The sequence below is a fragment of the Pseudomonas sp. Au-Pse12 genome (assembly GCF_021341665.1).
Taxonomy (GTDB): domain Bacteria; phylum Pseudomonadota; class Gammaproteobacteria; order Pseudomonadales; family Pseudomonadaceae; genus Aquipseudomonas.
Genome location: NZ_JAJTTH010000019.1, coordinates 17551 through 35290, shown reverse-complemented (window position 1 = coordinate 35290; position 17740 = coordinate 17551). Strand labels below are relative to the sequence as shown.

The following is a 17740-nucleotide window of genomic DNA, read 5'->3' as shown; positions in this document are numbered from 1 at the left end:
ACAAGATCAGACGCAGGGGTCAGATTATGCCGCTCACTCAAGAGCAGAAGAAACAGTACAAATCCATTGGCCACCATCTGAAACCAGTATTGACTGTGGCTGACAACGGTTTGACCGAAGGTGTATTAGCCGAACTTGAACGCGCCTTGAGCGATCACGAGCTGATCAAGATCAAGCTCAACATCCTCGAGCGCGAGTCGCGCCTGGAAGCCATTGGCGAATTGTGCAAGGCCGGCAAAGCGGATCTGGTGCAGGTCATCGGCAAGATGGCGCTGATCTACCGCAAGAACGCCAAGGTAAACAAGCAATTGTCGAACGTCCATCGTTTCCACTGACGTCGACTCGGGTCAAGGGTGTGCCTGGCGCACCCTGCCCCCCCACCCCGGCACTGGCTGCAACACCAGAACCAGACCGGAAAAGCCCAGGATCAGATAGCTGAACAACTGCCAGCGCTGAGCTTCCGGCAACAGCATGCGTACGACGAAATACATCGCACACGCATACATTGCCATCAACAGCAGTTGCCCCCGAATATCCCGCCACAACCCCCTCAGCCCTTCGGACTGGATCAATACCAGTATCTGCAGGACCAGGCACACCGCCGAAAAACCAACCAGCAACGAACTGAGTAGCGACGAGATCTCTTCGATCAGCAAGGGAGCAAGGCCAATCTGCCTCAGGGCAGGCAGCAAGCCGAGATGTAACAGCCATAAGCCACCGACCCACAACATCTGGGTCAGCTGCCAAAGCATGGCGCCCGCATGCAGCGGGCGCCTTCTTTCAGATGTGACGGACTTCGACAATCTCGTACTCGATAACGCCACCAGGCGTTTTGACCGCCACCACATCACCCTCTTCCTTGGCAATCAAGGCGCGAGCGATCGGCGAACCGACAGAGATTTTACCGAGCTTGATATCAGCCTCGTCCTCGCCAACGATCTGGTAGGTCACGCTTTCGTCGGATTCGACGTTGGCGATTTCCACCGTAGTACCAAAGATCACTTTGCCGGTATGAGGAATGGTCGTGACGTCGATGACCACCGAGTTCTGCAGACGGCCTTCGATATCACGGATCCGCGCCTCAACCATGCCCTGCTGTTCGCGGGCGGCATGGTATTCGGCGTTTTCCTTCAGGTCACCCAACTCGCGGGCCGTACCGATGTCCTGGCTAAGCTTCGGACGCACGACCTTGGTCAGGTGAGCATGCTCTTCTTCCAGGGCGCGAGCGCCCTGGACGGTCATTGGGTATTTATTCATGCCTTCAATCCTGCGTGTAGATCCTGCAAGCGACGCACGGTCTTTTCCGGACCGAACTTCAACGCTTCGCAGATAGCTTCGCCAGCAGCAATGGTGGTGGTGCAGTAGATCTTGTGCTGCAAGGCGTTACGACGAATGGAGTAAGAGTCAGCAATCGACTGACGACCTTCGGTAGTGTTGATGATCAGAGTGACTTCGTCGTTCTTGATCATATCGACCACATGCGGACGACCTTCAGTCACCTTGTTCACACGACGCACTTTCAGACCAGCCGCCTCGATCAGCTTGGCGGTGCCCGCAGTAGCAACCACTTCGAAGCCCAAGTTGATCAGATCACGGGCCACACCGGCAACCAGAGGCTTGTCGTCATCACGAACACTGATGAACGCGGTACCACCGGTCGGCAGCACTTCGCTGGCACCCATTTGAGCCTTGGCGAACGCTTCGCCGAAGGTATCGCCCACGCCCATCACTTCGCCAGTGGACTTCATCTCTGGGCCAAGGATCGGGTCAACACCCGGGAATTTGGCAAACGGGAATACCGCTTCCTTGACACTGTAGAAGTTCGGAATGATTTCCTTGGTGAAGCCCAGCTCTTTCAGGGTCTTACCAGCCATCACGCGAGCAGCGATCATAGCCAGGGAGACACCGATGCACTTGGACACGAAAGGCACGGTGCGGGAAGCGCGCGGATTCACTTCAATGACGTAGATTTCGTCGCCCTGCAAGGCCAACTGCACGTTCATCAGGCCGACAACACCCAATTCCAGAGCCATTTTCTTGACCTGGTCGCGCATCTCGTCCTGGATATGCGCCGGCAGCGAGTACGGCGGCAAGGAGCACGCGGAGTCACCGGAGTGAACGCCGGCCTGCTCAATGTGCTGCATGATCGCGCCGATCACCACGTCGGTGCCATCGCAGACCGCATCCACGTCCATTTCGATGGCGCAGTTGAGGAAGTGGTCCAGCAGCACTGGGCTGTCGTTGGACACTTGCACGGCTTCACGCAGATAACGCTTGAGCTCTTCTTCTTCGTAGACGATTTCCATCGCCCGGCCGCCGAGCACGTAGGACGGACGCACCACCAGCGGGTAACCGATTTTGGAAGCCGCACGAATCGCTTCGTCTTCGCTGCGCACGGTGGCGTTTGGCGGCTGACGCAGGTTCAGGCGCTCGACCATCTGCTGGAAGCGCTCACGGTCTTCGGCACGGTCGATGGCATCAGGGCTGGTGCCGATGATCGGCACACCGGCCGCTTCCAGGGCACGCGCCAGCTTCAGCGGAGTCTGACCGCCGTACTGGACGATCACGCCTTTTGGCTTCTCGACACGGACAATTTCCAGTACGTCTTCCAGGGTCACTGGCTCGAAGTACAGGCGATCCGATGTGTCGTAGTCGGTGGAAACGGTTTCCGGGTTGCAGTTGACCATGATGGTTTCGTAACCATCGTCGCGCAGCGCCAGGGCAGCGTGTACGCAGCAGTAGTCGAACTCGATACCCTGGCCGATACGGTTTGGACCGCCACCCAGAATCATGATCTTGTCACGGTTCGAAGGTGCGGCTTCGCACTCTTCTTCATAAGTCGAGTACAGGTAAGCGGTGTCGGTAGCGAACTCGGCAGCGCAAGTGTCGACGCGCTTGTAGACCGGGAACACTTCCAGCTTCTGACGGTGAGTGCGCAGGTTTTTCTCGGTCACGCCCAGCAGCTTGGCCAGACGCTGATCGGAGAAGCCTTTGCGCTTGAGACGGAACATCAGGTCGCGGTCGATAGCCGACAGCCCCAGGGTCTTGACCTTCTCTTCTTCCTTGATCAGGTCTTCGATCTGCACCAGGAACCAAGGATCGATCATGTTCATGCCGAAGATCTGCTCGACGGTCATGCCGGCACGGAAGGCATCCGCCACGTACCAGATACGCTCGGCGCCCGGCACGGTCAGCTCGCGCTTGAGCACGTTCATGCTTTCTGGGTTGCTCAGGTCGAGCTTCGGATCCAGGCCGCAGACACCCACTTCCAGGCCGCGCAGGGCTTTCTGCAGGGACTCCTGGAAGGTCCGGCCGATGGCCATGACTTCACCTACAGATTTCATCTGGGTGGTCAGGCGTGCGTCAGCCTTGGAGAACTTCTCGAAGGCGAAGCGTGGCAGCTTGGTCACGACGTAGTCGATGGACGGCTCGAAGGAGGCTGGAGTCTTGCCACCGGTGATGTCGTTGGACAGCTCATCCAGGGTGTAACCCACTGCCAGCTTGGCCGCGACCTTGGCGATCGGGAAACCGGTAGCTTTGGAGGCCAGTGCAGAGGAACGCGACACCCGCGGGTTCATCTCGATCACGACCATGCGGCCGGTGTTCGGGCAGATGCCGAACTGCACGTTGGAACCGCCCGTTTCCACGCCGATCTCACGCAGTACCGCCAGGGAGGCGTTACGCAGGATCTGGTATTCCTTGTCGGTCAGGGTCTGCGCCGGAGCTACGGTGATCGAGTCACCGGTGTGCACACCCATCGGGTCGAAGTTTTCGATGGAGCAGACGATGATGCAGTTGTCCTTCTTATCGCGGACCACCTCCATCTCATACTCTTTCCAGCCGATCAGCGATTCGTCGATCAGCAGTTCCTTGGTCGGCGACAGGTCCAGACCACGGGCGCAGATTTCTTCGAACTCTTCACGGTTGTAAGCAATACCACCACCGGTGCCGCCCATGGTGAAGGACGGACGGATGATGCAAGGGAAGCCCAGCTTGTCGAGGACTGCATTGGCCTCTTCCATGCTGTGGGCAATACCGGAACGTGGGCACGCCAGGCCGATGGACTTCATGGCGGCGTCGAAGCGCGAACGGTCTTCAGCCTTGTCGATGGTGTCGGCGTTGGCACCAATCATCTCTACGCCGAACTTTTCCAGAACGCCTTCGCGCTCCAGGTCCAAGGCGCAGTTCAGAGCCGTCTGGCCACCCATGGTTGGCAGCAGCGCGTCCGGACGTTCTTTCTCGATGATCTTGGCAACGGTCTGCCACTTGATCGGCTCGATGTAGGTGGCGTCGGCCATGGCCGGGTCGGTCATGATGGTGGCCGGGTTGGAGTTCACCAGGATGACCCGGTAACCCTCTTCGCGCAGGGCCTTGCAGGCCTGGGCGCCGGAGTAGTCGAATTCGCAGGCCTGGCCGATCACGATCGGGCCAGCGCCAAGAATCAGGATGCTTTTAATGTCTGTACGTTTTGGCATGGGTTGTCACTCAAATCCGCAGGTCAGTCGGCAAGCCGTCTTGAACATTCTCTGAGGCGCCTGAGGGGATTCCGCCGGACTCGCCGGGGCCGCCCTCAAGCGCTGCTCGCTACACTTTCAAGGCGAACGCTTAGCGTCGCTTGGCCATCTCGTTGATGAAGCGGTCGAACAGCGGCGCCACATCGTTCGGGCCCGGGCTGGCTTCAGGGTGACCCTGGAAGCTGAACGCACTCTTGTCGGTACGCTCGATACCCTGCAGGGTGCCGTCGAACAGCGACTTGTGGATCGCCCGGACGTTGCCCGGCAGCGTGGCTTCGTCCACCGCAAAACCGTGGTTCTGGCTGGTGATCATGACCACGCCGGTATCCAGGTCCTGGACCGGGTGGTTCGCGCCGTGGTGGCCGTGACCCATTTTCAGGGTCTTGGCGCCGGAAGCCAGGGCCAGCAGTTGATGCCCCAGGCAGATGCCGAACACCGGAATCTCGGTTTCGAGGATGTCCTTGATCGCCTTGATCGCGTAGTCGCAAGGCTCGGGATCGCCAGGACCGTTGGACAGGAACACACCATCAGGCTTGAGGGCCAGGACGTCGCTCGCCGGCGTCTGGGCAGGCACCACGGTGACGCGGCAACCGCGTTCCACCAGCATGCGCAGAATGTTCAGCTTGACGCCGTAGTCGTAGGCAACCACGTGGTACGGCAGATCAGCAGCGTCGATGGTGGCATGGCTGTCAGTCTTCAGATCCCAGACAGTCGAACGCCATTCGTAGCTTTGCTTGGTGCTGACGACTTTCGCCAGGTCCATTCCTTTCAGGCCCGGGAAGCTGCGAGCAGCCGCAATCGCCGCTTCTTCGGAAATGTTGTCGCCGGCCATGATGCAGCCGTTCTGCGCACCTTTCTCACGCAGGATGCGGGTCAGGCGGCGAGTGTCGATACCAGCGATCGCCACGACATTGTTGGCTTTCAGGTAATCGGACAGGGACAGGGTGTTACGCCAGTTGCTGGCCACCAGCGGCAAGTCACGGATGACCAGGCCTGCCGACCAGACACGGTCAGACTCGGCATCTTCCGGCGTGGTGCCGGTGTTGCCGATGTGGGGATAAGTCAGGGTAACGATTTGCTGGGCGTAGGAAGGATCGGTAAGGATTTCCTGATAGCCGGTCATTGCGGTGTTGAACACCACCTCACCAACGGTTTGACCGTCGGCTCCAATGGCTTCGCCACGAAAAATGCTGCCATCAGCAAGGGCGAGTATGGCTGGCTTAGTCAAGAAGACCTCCCGTAAATAGAGCCTGAAAGGGCGATCGCAGGTTGCAAAAAAGCGGAATGACGTATAGACACGTCACCCCGCTTCTTCGTCGAATTATCTGCGCGCTTTTAGTGGACACACTAAAGCTGTAGCTTACAGAAAAAGGCTTTTTTGGTCCACCGCTAATGAGCCTTAAAGGCAGAGGAATGCGACAGAACATCGCTTAGCGGCTTGAAGCAGGGGCCAAGGCACAAACTCAGCCCCGCTTCAGATGCATCTCAACGCAGATCCAGCACATCCTGCATATCGTAAAGACCGGCTTCGCGACCATCCAGCCACAGGGCGGCACGCACCGCCCCCTTGGCAAAGGTCATGCGACTGGAGGCCTTGTGGGTGATTTCCAGACGCTCACCTTCGGTGGCAAACAGCACCGTGTGATCCCCCACCACGTCGCCGCCACGCACAGTGGCAAAACCAATGGTTTCGCGCTCGCGCGCGCCGGTATGGCCCTCGCGACCATAGACCGCGACCTGTTGCAGATCGCGCCCCAGGGCACTGGCGATCACCTCCCCCATACGCAGAGCGGTGCCCGAAGGCGCATCGATCTTGTGCCGGTGATGCGCCTCGATGATCTCGATGTCCGCATCATCGCCCAACACCCTGGCCGCCATGTCCAGCAGCTTCAGCGACAGGTTGACCCCGACACTGAAGTTGGCGGCGAAGACGATCGGAATCTCCTTGCCCGCCTCGGCCAGCAACTGCTTTTCCTTGACGCCCAGGCCAGTAGTACCAATCACCATGGCCTTGCCCGCCTTGCGGCAGAACGCCAGGTTCTTGAGCATCACTTCCGGCAGGGTAAAGTCGATCAGCACATCGAACTCATCAACGACCTTTTCCAGGCTGTCGGACATCGGCACACCAAGGCGCCCCAGAGATGCCAGCTCACCAGCATCCGCGCCCACCAGCGAACTGCCAGGCCGAACGATGGCCGCCGTCAGCCCGGAGAGCGGCGAGCGCAGCTGCACAGCCTCGACCAAAGTCTTGCCCATGCGCCCCGCGGCGCCCATCACTGCTATACGTCGCATGCGTTACTCCTTACAGGTCGCCGAAGAAGCGCTTGACGCCCTCGAACCAACCGGTGGTTTTCGGCGAGTGCGAATTGTCGTCATCCAGCGAACCACGCAGCTCTTCCAGCAGCTCGCGCTGACGACGGCTCAGGTTCACCGGCGTCTCTACCGCGACCCGGCACATCAGGTCACCAGCACCGCCACCACGCACAGGAGCAACACCCTTGCCACGAATCCGGAACTGCTTGCCGGTCTGAGTCCCCTCAGGAATCTTCAGCTTGACCCGGCCGTCCAGAGTCGGAATCTCCAGCTCGCCACCCAAGGCCGCATCAACGAAGCTGATAGGCACTTCGCAGAACAGATGCTTGCCATCGCGCTGGAAGATCGCGTGCTCGCGCACGTTGATCACCACATACAGATCGCCGGTCGGACCACCCTGGGTCCCCGCCTCGCCTTCGCCCGAGAGACGAATGCGGTCGCCGGTATCGACACCCGCCGGCACTTTCACCGACAGCGTCTTGTACTCCTCCACACGACCTTCGCCATGGCAGGAGTCGCACGGATCGGAAATGATCTTGCCCTGGCCATGGCAACGTGGGCAGGTCTGCTGCACCGAGAAGAAGCCCTGCTGCATGCGCACCTGACCAATGCCGCCACAGGTCGGACAGGTGACAGGCGACGAGCCTTTCTTGGCACCCGAGCCGTCGCAAGGCTTGCAGTTGACCAGTGTCGGAACACGGATATTCACCGTAGTACCGCGCACCGCCTCTTCCAGATTCAGCTCCAGGGTGTAACGCAGGTCGCTGCCGCGCTGCGCGCCACCACGGGAACCACCACGACCACCACCAAAGAAGTCACTGAACACGTCGCCGAAAATATCGGAGAAGTTCTGCCCACCAAAACCGGCACCACCGCCCCCCATGCTTGGGTCGACGCCGGCATGACCGTATTGATCATAAGCAGCACGCTTGCTGGAATCGGACAGTACTTCGTAGGCCTCGTTGGCCTCCTTGAACATGTCTTCCGACGCTTTGTCGCCGGGATTACGGTCCGGGTGATGCTTCATCGCCAAGCGACGGTAAGCCTTTTTCAGCTCGGCATCGCTGGAGCCGCGCTCCACACCCAACACTTCGTAATAGTCACGCTTTGCCATAAGTCTTTGCACTCTTAAGGACGTCCGGCAAACCCTCCTGAGCTCCGCCAAACTCGCTGAGCCCCAATACAGGCCCGGACCCAACTCACGTCAATTCAACGATCCTGGTCTTGGAAAGCCGACCTGATTGCAGGCCGACAATTGCGGTCGTCACAGCCGGAAAGCAGGAGCTTCTCCGACCCGACCGCCAGCGCACAAACGGAGCTTGTACGCCGTCAAAAATTCGCTGACTCCAGACACGCCAACGCGGGAGCAAGCTCCCGCGCGGCGACATCCTACCAGTCACCGCCCAAAGGCAGTCAACCGGCCGACCAACAAGCCATTACTTGTGGTCTTTTACTTCTTCGAACTCGGCGTCGACAACGTCGTCGGCCTTTTCAGCGGACTCAGCGTGCGGTGCCGCGCCCTCAGCAGGCTGAGCCTGTTCGGCGTACATCTTCTGGGCAACCGGAGCCGAGACTTTCGACAGCTCTTCAACCTTGGCGTCGATGGCAGCCTTGTCGTCGCCTTTGACAGCAGCTTCCAGGGCAACCACGGCGGCCTCGATCGCGGTCTTCTCTTCCGCAGTCACTTTATCGCCAGCGTCAGCCACCATCTTGCGAGTCGAGTGCACCAGCGCGTCACCCTGGTTACGGGCAGTGGCCAGCTCTTCGAACTTGCGGTCTTCTTCCGAGTTGGCTTCAGCGTCACGGATCATCTGCTGGATTTCTTCATCCGACAGACCGGAGTTGGCCTTGATCACGATCGACTGAGTCTTGCCAGTAGCCTTGTCCTTCGCACCTACGTGCAGGATGCCGTTGGCGTCGATGTCGAAGGTCACTTCGATCTGCGGCACGCCACGTGGAGCAGGTGGAATGTCGGCCAGGTCGAACTTGCCCAGAGACTTGTTCTGCGCGGCTTGCTTGCGCTCGCCTTGCAGCACGTGAATGGTCACTGCGCCCTGGTTGTCGTCGGCAGTCGAGAACACTTGCGATTTCTTGGTAGGAATCGTGGTGTTCTTCTCGATCAGCGCGGTCATCACGCCACCCATGGTTTCGATACCCAGGGTCAGCGGGCTGACGTCCAGCAGCAGCACGTCTTTCACGTCACCGGACAGTACCGCACCCTGGATCGCAGCACCCATGGCAACCGCTTCGTCCGGGTTGACGTCCTTGCGCGCTTCCTTGCCGAAGAAGTCGGTTACGGTTTTCTGTACCAGCGGCATACGGGTCTGGCCACCGACCAGGATCACGTCGTTGATCGAAGCCACGTCGATACCGGCATCTTTCAGCGCGATACGGCAAGGCTCGATGGTGCGCTGAACCAGGTCTTCAACCAGCGACTCCAGCTTGGCGCGGGAAATCTTCACGTTCAGGTGCTTAGGACCGGTGGCATCTGCAGTGATGTACGGCAGGTTGACATCGGTCTGCTGGCTCGAGGACAGCTCGATCTTGGCTTTTTCGGCAGCTTCTTTCAGACGCTGCATGGCCAGCGGGTCACCCTTGAGGTTCATGCCGCTTTCTTTCTTGAACTCATCAACCAGGTAGTCGATCAGACGGATGTCGAAGTCTTCACCACCGAGGAAGGTGTCACCGTTGGTGGCCAGTACTTCGAACTGGTGCTCGCCATCGACTTCAGCGATCTCGATCACGGAGACGTCGAAAGTACCACCGCCCAGGTCGTAAACGATCACGGTGTGATCGCCCTTGGCCTTGTCCATACCGTAGGCCAGAGCCGCTGCGGTAGGTTCGTTGATGATACGTTTGACGTCCAGGCCAGCAATGCGACCGGCGTCCTTGGTGGCTTGACGCTGGCTGTCGTTGAAGTAGGCCGGAACAGTGATGACCGCTTCGGTCACGGCTTCGCCGAGGTAGTCTTCGGCGGTCTTCTTCATTTTCTTGAGGATTTCAGCCGAGATCTGAGGCGGAGCCATTTTCTGGCCATTCACTTCAACCCAGGCGTCGCTGTTGTCAGCCTTGACGATCTTGTAAGGGACCATCTGGATGTCTTTCTGCACAACTTCTTCGTCGAAACGACGACCGATCAGACGCTTTACCGCGTACAGGGTGTTGTGCGGGTTGGTGACAGCCTGACGCTTGGCCGACTGACCTACCAGAATCTCGCCATCGTTGGCGTACGCGATGATCGACGGCGTGGTACGCGCGCCTTCAGCGTTTTCGATAACTTTTACGTTGCCGTTTTCAAGAATGGAGACGCACGAGTTGGTGGTCCCCAAGTCAATACCGATAATTTTGCCCATGTTAACTCTCCCGAAACTTTGGATTTGGATGCCGCAGCCGTGGTGGCAAACTGCGGTAGCACTTAAACGCTTGACTGATAAATGGGGGCTCTACAGCCGTTTTCAAGCCTTTTCGTCAATCGAAGGCGAAACCGGTGCAGGAACCTTGCTGACCACAACCATGGCCGGGCGCAGCAGGCGACCGTTGAGCTGGTAGCCCTTCTGAAACACTTTCAGAACACTGTTGGGCTCGACATCCGCGCTTTCCTGCATGGCCATGGCCTGGTGCTGTTCAGCGTTGAACGGCTCGCCATGCGGATCGATGGGTTCCAACTGATAACGCTTGAGCGTGTCGTGAAACATCTTCAAGGTCAGCTCGATGCCTTCACGCATCGGGCGAATGCTTTCGTCGTCCGGGTTCGACAACTCCAGGCCACGCTCCAGGCTGTCGATCACCGGCAGCAGGTCGCCGGCAAACTTCTCCAGGGCGAACTTGTGAGCTTTCTCCACGTCCTGCTCGGCGCGGCGGCGGACGTTCTGCAGATCAGCGGCAACACGCAAAGCCTGATCCTGCGCGCCAGCCAGTTGCTCTTCGAGCACTTGTACACGAGCCGCCAGGTCATCACCCGATGCCTCGGGAGCCTGATTGGCGTCTAGATTTTGCGTATCCAGCGTCTGTTCGTCAGCCATGAAATTCTCCTTTCAATATCGTCTGTGAGCCGGGCTCACTCTTCTGCCCAGCTATATGGGGTCGCATTTTCAAGGTTCAAGGCCGCCGCCACAGCAAAAGTCATTCCTCACGCAGAAACTCGTCAGCGAAGCAGCTCTCAACGCACTAAAAAATCCTTGCAACCAAGCCAATCGAGCTAAGGGAAGGCATTGTCAGCCCGAAACAAAACACTGTATAAATAACCAGACATCTAGTTTGGGAGCGGCCTTAATGCTGGTGCACCTGTCCGTACACAATTACGCCATCGTCGAACATCTGGATCTGGAACTGGATCGCGGGATGAGCGTCATTACCGGTGAAACCGGCGCCGGCAAGTCGATCATGCTCGACGCGCTCGGCCTGACCCTGGGCGATCGTGCCGACAGTGGCGTGGTACGGCCAGGCGCCGACAAGGCCGACATCCTTGCCACCTTCGATCTCGCGGACATTCCCGAGGCCCGCACCTGGCTGGCAGAACGCGACCTGGACAACGACGGCCCGTGCATCCTGCGCCGGGTCATCACTGCCGAAGGGCGCTCACGCGGCTATATCAACGGTACGCCCTGCCCGCTTGGCGACCTCAAGGCCCTGGGCGAACTGCTGATCGACATCCACAGCCAGCACGAGCACCAGTCACTGCTCAAGACCGATACCCACCGACGCTTATTGGATGAATATGCCGGCGCCACCGATCTTGCGCGCCAGGTGCAACTGGCCGCCCAACGCTGGCGCCAGACCCGTCAGGAACTGGAGCGCCTGTCCAACTCCGGCGACGAACAGCGAGCCCGACATCAACTGCTCAGCTATCAGCTCGAAGAGCTGGAGAACCTCGGGCTCGGGGAAAACGAGCTTGAGGAACTGGAGCAGGAACACAAGAACCTGACCAATGCCGAGACCCTGCTGGGTATCTGCCGCCAGGTGGTGGAGCAATGCAGCGAAAGTGACTCTGGCAATGTCCTCAATGCCCTGACCGTCAGCCTCAACCGCCTGGCGAGCATCGGCAATTCATCGGGCTCCCTGGGCGAAGCCACCAACCTGCTGGCCAGCGCGCAGATCCAGGTTGAAGAAGCCGTGGGCGAGCTGAACCGCTTCCTCGACCACTTCGACGCCGATCCGGCACGCCTGCAGCAACTCGAAGAACGCCTCGATGCCATCTACACCCTGGCGCGCAAACATCGCATCCAGCCCTTCGAACTCGCCGCCATGCAGCAAACCCTGCTGGACGAAATCGAGACCCTGGACGCCAATGACGAATCCATCGAGCGACTCGGCGAAGAGCTGCAATCCTTCGCTCGTCATTATCAGGAAAAAGCCCAGGAACTGAGCCGGTTGCGCCAACAAGCCGCCACCAGCCTGGCCGGTGCGGTGGAGCAGGAAATCCAGCGCCTGGGCATGCCCGGCGGGCGCTTTACCATCGAACTGCGCACCAACAGCAGCGATGAACTGCTGCCCAACGGCCTGGAACAGGTGGAGCTGCTGGTCAGCGCCAACCCGGGGCAACCGCTCAAGGCATTGGCGAAAGTCGCTTCCGGCGGCGAGCTGTCACGCATCAGCCTGGCGATTCAGGTCATTACCGCACAAACCTCACGGGTTCCCACTCTGGTGTTTGACGAAGTCGACGTGGGAATTGGCGGCCCGACTGCCGAGATCGTCGGTCAACTGCTGCGCCGCCTTGGCGAGCGCGGCCAGGTATTGACTGTGACCCACCTGCCGCAAGTGGCCGCCCAGGGACACCAGCACCTGTTCGTGCACAAGGTCCGGGGCAGCGACGCAACCCATACCGCGGTATCCAAACTGGGCAAGAACGAAAGAGTCGAGGAAGTTGCACGGATGCTCGGCGGCATCGACCTGACCAAAGAGTCCCTGGCCCACGCCAAGAAAATGGTAGTGACCGCCAAGGCCTGAACGCTCTGCGCTTCTTTTATATAGGCAGAAAACACGAAGGCGACCCTGAGGTCGCCTTCGATCGTTTCACGACGATAAACGTCGCGTGAGGGGCTTACTTCTTCTTGCGCACATACAGCACAAGATTGTGATCCACCAACTCGAAACCGTGCTTTTCGACAATCGCCTTCTGAAGCTTTTCGATTTCTTCGTCGAAGAATTCGATCACCTCACCAGACTCCACGTTGACCATATGGTCGTGGTGACCGCCATCCGCCAGCTCGAATACAGCGTGACCGCCATCAAAATTATGGCGCACCACCAGTCCGGCTGCTTCGAATTGAGTCAGTACACGGTAAACCGTGGCCAGACCTACATCCTCACCAGCTTCCATGAGCGCCTTGTAGACATCCTCAGCGCTCATGTGACGCTGCTCGGTGGAATCGAGCATTTGTAGAATTTTGACTCGTGGCAGAGTCACTTTGAGGCCGGCTTTACGTAGTTCGCTATTTTCAACCATGGTCAGCTTTCTCGCCGATGCTGCTTCGCAGCTTCTCTTAATGCGGGTATGATCGGGGTTTACGTTGTCCCAGCCAAGATAGTGGAAGTCGCCCACCGATGCAAAACACCAAGCTCTTGCTAACCAGTTTCACCTTCGTGGGACTGCTCGCACTCGCCGGTTGTTCATTCCCCGGGGTTTACAAAATCGACATCCAGCAGGGCAATGTCGTCACGCAGGACATGATAGACCAGTTGCGCCCCGGAATGACCCGACGGCAAGTACGGTTTATCATGGGCAACCCCCTGTTGACCGACACGTTCCATGCCGATCGCTGGGATTATCTCTACAGCCTGCAGCCGGGTGGCGGTGAACGCCAACAGGAGCGCGTTAGCCTGATTTTCAACGGCAGCGACCAGCTGGTCAGCCTCGCCGGTGACTTCATGCCCGGCGTGAGCCGCGACGAAGCCCTGCTGGGCAAGGACAGCGCGAACACCGTGACTGCGCCGGCCGAGAACGTCGAAAAACCGAAAGCCGAGAAACCAGCCAAGCCTGGCTCGCTGCTCGACCAGATCCAGAAGGACGTGGATGGCGTGAAAACCGTTCCAGTACCGACTCCTGAACCACTGGATACTTCGCCGGAATAATTTGTGGCGAAATAAGAAAGCCCGGGCATGCCCGGGCTTTTTGTTGCCTGCTGCAATCGATCACGACTCGCGCTTACGGGCCTCGGCAGCCTTGGCGGCACGCAGGCGCCGAACCTCTTTCGGATCCGCCAGCAGCGGACGATAGATTTCGATGCGATCCCCTGCCTGAATCAAATGCTGCTCAGGATTCATGACCTGCTTGCCGAAAATGCCCACCGGACAGGTCGCCAGATCCAACTCGGCAAAATGCTCACCTATAGAAGAAGCCAGCAGCGCACCACGCAGGGTCGAGCTCTGGGGCACCTGCACACTGATCAGCAGCTGGCGATCGACAGCGGCGTAAACCACCTCGATCGAGATCAGGGACTCAGCCATGCAGTTGCTTGGCCCGCTGACAGAAAGCATCCACCAAGGTATTGGCCGCCTGGTTGAACAGCGGCCCTAACGTGGCCCGCACCAAAGGCCCCGCATAATCAAAAGACAGATCCAGACTGATCTTGCAGGCCTTCTCGCCCAGCGGCTTGAACACCCACACGCCATGCAACTGGTTGAATGGCCCTTCCTCCAGGTTCATCTCGATCGACTGCCCGGGCACCAGATTGTTGCACGTCACAAAACGCTGACTCATGCCCCCCTTGGCCACCGCCAGACTGGCGCGCATGCGCTCCTCGGTGTTTTCCAGCACTTCAGCCGCCGAGCACCAGGGCAAAAACTCCGGGTACCGGGCCACATCATTGACCAGGTCATAAAGGAACTGCGCTGGATAGGGCAGAAGGGCCGAACGTTGAATATGGGTCGTCATGTGAGCTTCATTTCCACAACTGGGCGGCAAACACCACAAGAATGCCGACGGGCGCCACATAGCGCATCAAAAACAAGGCCAGGGCGAACAGCACAGGGCTACGCAACGACAGCTCGTCACGAACCGCCTCACGCCCCATCACCCAACCTGCAAATACCACGAAGCACAGACCGCCAAGAGGCAACATGATCCGCGAGGTGAAAAAGTCGATCACACCAAAGAAGTCCAGCCCGCCGGCAGCCCCCCATCGATAGAGATGGAAGACGCCGCCTTCGTTCACGAAAAACTTGGCCTGCTGCCAGATGTTGAAAGAGAACACCGTTCCCAATCCCACGAACCAGCAACTGAACGCCAGCCAGAAAGTCACCCAGCCGCGGCGGATTTTAGTCCTCTCGACGAGATAAGCCACCATCGGTTCCAACAAGGAAATGGCCGAACTCCAGGCAGCGATCGCCACCAGGATAAAGAACACTACGCCCATAAGCTGGCCGAACGCCACATTCCCGAAAGCGAACGGCAGGCTAATGAACATCAGCCCCGGCCCTTCGCTGGGGTTCAGCCCGGCGGCAAATACGATGGGAAACAGCGCCATCCCCGCCACCAGCGAAACGAAGGTATCCAACAACGCCACACCGACCACGGTGCCGGCCAGGGATGAATGCTTGGGCATGTAGGCGCCATAGATCATGATCGAACCGACCCCCACGCTAAGGGAAAAGAACGCATGCCCCATGGCTGGCAACAACCCATCCAGCAAGCGCTCCAGGCTGAAGTCGAACATGAAATGCAGGCCCTGCATGAAGTGCCCGGTGGTCATGCTGTAGCCCAGCAGCACCAGCAGCATCACGAACAGCAGCGGCATCATGATCCGCAGGCTGCGCTCAAGCCCGGCGACCACACCCTTGGCAATCACCAGCGCTGACAACAGCATGAACAGTGTGTGCCACAACGTCAGGCGCCAAGGATCGGCCGTAACAGCGGAGAAATACGCGCCGACCTGATCCGCCGCGACGCCCTGAAAATCGCCGCGCCCCATGTCGATGATGTAGTCCAGGGACCAGCCACCCACCACGCTATAAAAGGAGAGAATCAGCAGCGCCGTGATCATTCCGGCAAAGGCGCCCCAGGACCACTTCGCCGAATGCCCGGCCTCCAGGGCCAGCGCCTTCAGGGCATTCGCCGGGCTTTGCCGCGCACGACGGCCGATCAGGGTTTCCGCCAGCATCACCGGCAACCCGATCAGCGCAATACACGCCAGAAACACCAGGACAAAGGCACCACCACCATAGACGCCGACCATGTAGGGGAATTTCCAGATGCTCCCCAGGCCCACGGCCGAACCAGTTGCAGCGAGTATAAAGACCCAGCGGCTTGCCCAGCCGCCGTGGACAGAGACCCTGTCTGTCGACATCGTTAACGCGCCCAACCGAAAAAAAAGAGGGCGCATTGTCCGGGATTCAATCAACCTGCTCAAGCACGCTGCGTCACCGTAGCCGACGCGCGCGCAACTCCCTATAATGCCGCCCCTATGGCTAAACAGAAGAAACACCCAACAGGGACCATCGCGCAAAATAAAAAGGCGCGTCACGATTACTTCATCGAACATCGGTTCGAGGCTGGACTGGTCCTGGCCGGCTGGGAAGTAAAGAGTCTGCGGGCGGGCAAGGCGCAACTGGTGGACAGTTACGTGCTGCTCAAGGATGGCGAGGCCTGGCTGTTCGGCAGCCATTTCACCCCGCTGACCACCGCCAGCACCCACGTCATCGCCGACCCGACGCGCTCGCGCAAACTGCTGCTCAACCAGCGTGAGCTGGAGAAGCTGTTTGCCGCCGTGCAGCAGAAGGGTTACGCCTGCGTGTGCCTTTCGCTCTACTGGAGCAAGCACCTGGTCAAGTGTGAAATCGCACTGGGCAAGGGCAAGAAGGAATACGACAAGCGTCATACCGAACGCGAGCGCGATTCCGATCGCGAGCTGCAGCGTGCGGTGCGAACCAAGGGCAAGGAAGACTGATCTTCCTGCCTTGAGGTCGCTTTCGCCGGCAAGCCGGCTCCTACAACACCCAGGTAGGAGCCGGCTTGCCGGCGATTTGCATTACATGCCCTTGCGCCGTTCGGCCCGGGCCACCCGCTGCACTTCCTGGCGTACTTCCTCGAGCACTTCCTGCACATAGAGAATGTGCCGGCTGGAGATTTCCCGCGCCTCTTCGGCTCGCCCTTCGATAATCGCCAGGTACAGGTCACGGTGCTGACTGATCAGCATGTCGCGGGTTTCCGTGCGCTGTTTGTACATGCCGCCGATGTTGGTCACCACGTTGCGCTTGAGCAGGTCGAACAGCCCGCGGATGGTGTGCAGCAACACCGCGTTATGGCTGGCCTCGGCAATCGCCAGGTGGAACTTGGCATCCGCCGCGCCCTCTTCAGTGCGGCTGGCATCGTCCGAGCGGGAGTAGCAGTCCTGCAGCTCCTCGAAGGCCTGGGTCAGCCGCTCACGGTCCACCGCCGTCGCCCGCAACGCCGCGTAATAAGCGCAAGACGCTTCCAGGGTATGGCGGAACTCCAGCAGATCGCGCTGGGCATCGGTGTTGTTTTCCAACAGGTGCAGCAGTGGATCGCTGAAGGTCGAACCCAGGGATTCCACCACATAGTTGCCGCCGCCCTGACGGCTGATCAGCAAGCCCTTGGCCGTGAGTTTCTGAATCGCCTCGCGCAGTGAGGGCCGGGACACACCGAACTGCTCGGCCAAGGCGCGCTCGGCGGGCAGCCGCTCGCCGGCCTTCAAGGTGCCTTCGAGAATCATCCCTTCCAGGCGCTCGACAATATCGTCGGACAAACGGCGCTGGCGTATCTGATCAAACCCCATAACTCACTCTCCACCCTCCCGACCCTTCGTCGGGGGGCTCTATTCTGGCCTATTCACGGCGCGCCAACACCTGGCAGAACGCAGCCATTTGTACCCATCAGATGGCCGCCACATAGCGCATGAGACAAAAGTTTTAGGGCGGCAAATTGACACACCGAGCACAAGGCTTTTACCCTAGCC

At 59.2% G+C, this 17740-nt stretch carries 17 protein-coding genes; 4 read left to right on the top strand and 13 right to left on the bottom strand.

The genetic code is table 11. From position 1 onward, the window contains the following. The first annotated feature begins 26 nt into the window (after nucleotides 1-26). Complete coding sequence (locus LXM55_RS31005) at nucleotides 27-335, top strand: YhbY family RNA-binding protein (RefSeq protein ID WP_233323914.1); 309 nt, start codon at nucleotides 27-29, stop codon at nucleotides 333-335. 12 nt (nucleotides 336-347) lie between these two features. Here LXM55_RS31005 and LXM55_RS31000 read toward each other — a convergent pair whose 3' ends face one another. The 8 genes from LXM55_RS31000 to grpE form a co-directional block, all read right to left on the bottom strand. Further along, the gene (locus LXM55_RS31000; RefSeq protein WP_233323913.1) at nucleotides 348-752 is read right to left on the bottom strand and encodes an MFS transporter; all 405 of its coding nucleotides are present in this window, start codon (nucleotides 750-752) and stop codon (nucleotides 348-350) included. Nucleotides 753-780: 28 nt separating this feature from the next. After that, nucleotides 781-1257: a transcription elongation factor GreA gene (gene greA, locus LXM55_RS30995; protein WP_233323912.1), complete on the bottom strand. Its 477-nt coding sequence runs from the start codon at nucleotides 1255-1257 to the stop codon at nucleotides 781-783. Then, nucleotides 1254-4475 carry a carbamoyl-phosphate synthase large subunit gene (gene carB, locus LXM55_RS30990; protein WP_233323911.1) on the bottom strand — a complete coding sequence of 1074 codons (3222 nt, stop codon included), beginning with the start codon at nucleotides 4473-4475 and terminating at the stop codon, nucleotides 1254-1256. The genes greA and carB overlap by 4 nt, the downstream gene beginning before the upstream one ends. A gap of 130 nt (nucleotides 4476-4605) precedes the next feature. After that, nucleotides 4606-5742, bottom strand: a complete 1137-nt coding sequence (gene carA / locus LXM55_RS30985; RefSeq protein WP_233323910.1) for a glutamine-hydrolyzing carbamoyl-phosphate synthase small subunit — start codon at nucleotides 5740-5742, stop codon at nucleotides 4606-4608. 257 nt (nucleotides 5743-5999) lie between these two features. Next, nucleotides 6000-6806 carry a 4-hydroxy-tetrahydrodipicolinate reductase gene (dapB, locus tag LXM55_RS30980; RefSeq protein WP_233323909.1) on the bottom strand — a complete coding sequence of 269 codons (807 nt, stop codon included), beginning with the start codon at nucleotides 6804-6806 and terminating at the stop codon, nucleotides 6000-6002. 10 nt (nucleotides 6807-6816) lie between these two features. Next, nucleotides 6817-7941, bottom strand: a complete 1125-nt coding sequence (gene dnaJ, locus LXM55_RS30975; protein WP_015634112.1) for a molecular chaperone DnaJ — start codon at nucleotides 7939-7941, stop codon at nucleotides 6817-6819. A gap of 322 nt (nucleotides 7942-8263) precedes the next feature. Next, complete coding sequence (dnaK, locus tag LXM55_RS30970) at nucleotides 8264-10180, bottom strand: molecular chaperone DnaK (RefSeq protein WP_233323908.1); 1917 nt, start codon at nucleotides 10178-10180, stop codon at nucleotides 8264-8266. A 102-nt stretch (nucleotides 10181-10282) separates the two neighbouring features. Beyond that, nucleotides 10283-10849, bottom strand: a complete 567-nt coding sequence (gene grpE, locus LXM55_RS30965; RefSeq protein WP_233323907.1) for a nucleotide exchange factor GrpE — start codon at nucleotides 10847-10849, stop codon at nucleotides 10283-10285. 250 nt (nucleotides 10850-11099) lie between these two features. Between grpE and recN the strand changes: the two genes are divergently transcribed. Then, nucleotides 11100-12773, top strand: coding sequence for a DNA repair protein RecN (gene recN, locus LXM55_RS30960; RefSeq protein WP_233323906.1), 1674 nt, complete (start codon nucleotides 11100-11102; stop codon nucleotides 12771-12773). 94 nt (nucleotides 12774-12867) lie between these two features. Here the strand turns inward: recN and fur are convergent, their stop codons facing one another. Further along, nucleotides 12868-13272, bottom strand: coding sequence for a ferric iron uptake transcriptional regulator (gene fur / locus LXM55_RS30955; protein WP_011059185.1), 405 nt, complete (start codon nucleotides 13270-13272; stop codon nucleotides 12868-12870). Nucleotides 13273-13370: 98 nt separating this feature from the next. On the opposite strand from fur, the gene LXM55_RS30950 reads away from it, so the two are divergent. Next, on the top strand, nucleotides 13371-13898 hold the full coding sequence (locus LXM55_RS30950) for an outer membrane protein assembly factor BamE (protein WP_233323905.1): 528 nt from the start codon (nucleotides 13371-13373) through the stop codon (nucleotides 13896-13898). 60 nt (nucleotides 13899-13958) lie between these two features. Here LXM55_RS30950 and LXM55_RS30945 read toward each other — a convergent pair whose 3' ends face one another. Genes LXM55_RS30945 through LXM55_RS30935 form a run of 3 tightly spaced genes read right to left on the bottom strand, consistent with a single transcriptional unit; the run spans nucleotide 13959 to nucleotide 16111 of the window. Continuing rightward, nucleotides 13959-14273 carry an RnfH family protein gene (locus LXM55_RS30945; RefSeq protein ID WP_233323904.1) on the bottom strand — a complete coding sequence of 105 codons (315 nt, stop codon included), beginning with the start codon at nucleotides 14271-14273 and terminating at the stop codon, nucleotides 13959-13961. Then, nucleotides 14266-14700 carry a type II toxin-antitoxin system RatA family toxin gene (locus LXM55_RS30940; RefSeq protein ID WP_233323903.1) on the bottom strand — a complete coding sequence of 145 codons (435 nt, stop codon included), beginning with the start codon at nucleotides 14698-14700 and terminating at the stop codon, nucleotides 14266-14268. Before LXM55_RS30940 ends, LXM55_RS30945 begins: the two co-directional genes overlap by 8 nt. A gap of 7 nt (nucleotides 14701-14707) precedes the next feature. Beyond that, nucleotides 14708-16111, bottom strand: a complete 1404-nt coding sequence (locus LXM55_RS30935; RefSeq protein WP_233323921.1) for a sodium-dependent transporter — start codon at nucleotides 16109-16111, stop codon at nucleotides 14708-14710. Nucleotides 16112-16228: 117 nt separating this feature from the next. On the opposite strand from LXM55_RS30935, the gene smpB reads away from it, so the two are divergent. Next, nucleotides 16229-16711, top strand: coding sequence for an SsrA-binding protein SmpB (smpB, locus tag LXM55_RS30930; protein WP_047283878.1), 483 nt, complete (start codon nucleotides 16229-16231; stop codon nucleotides 16709-16711). A gap of 81 nt (nucleotides 16712-16792) precedes the next feature. On the opposite strand, the gene LXM55_RS30925 is transcribed toward smpB, so the two are convergent. Beyond that, nucleotides 16793-17560 (bottom strand): GntR family transcriptional regulator, encoded by a 768-nt coding sequence (locus LXM55_RS30925; protein WP_233323902.1) that lies wholly within the window; start codon nucleotides 17558-17560, stop codon nucleotides 16793-16795. Between the last annotated feature and the right edge of the window lie 180 nt (nucleotides 17561-17740).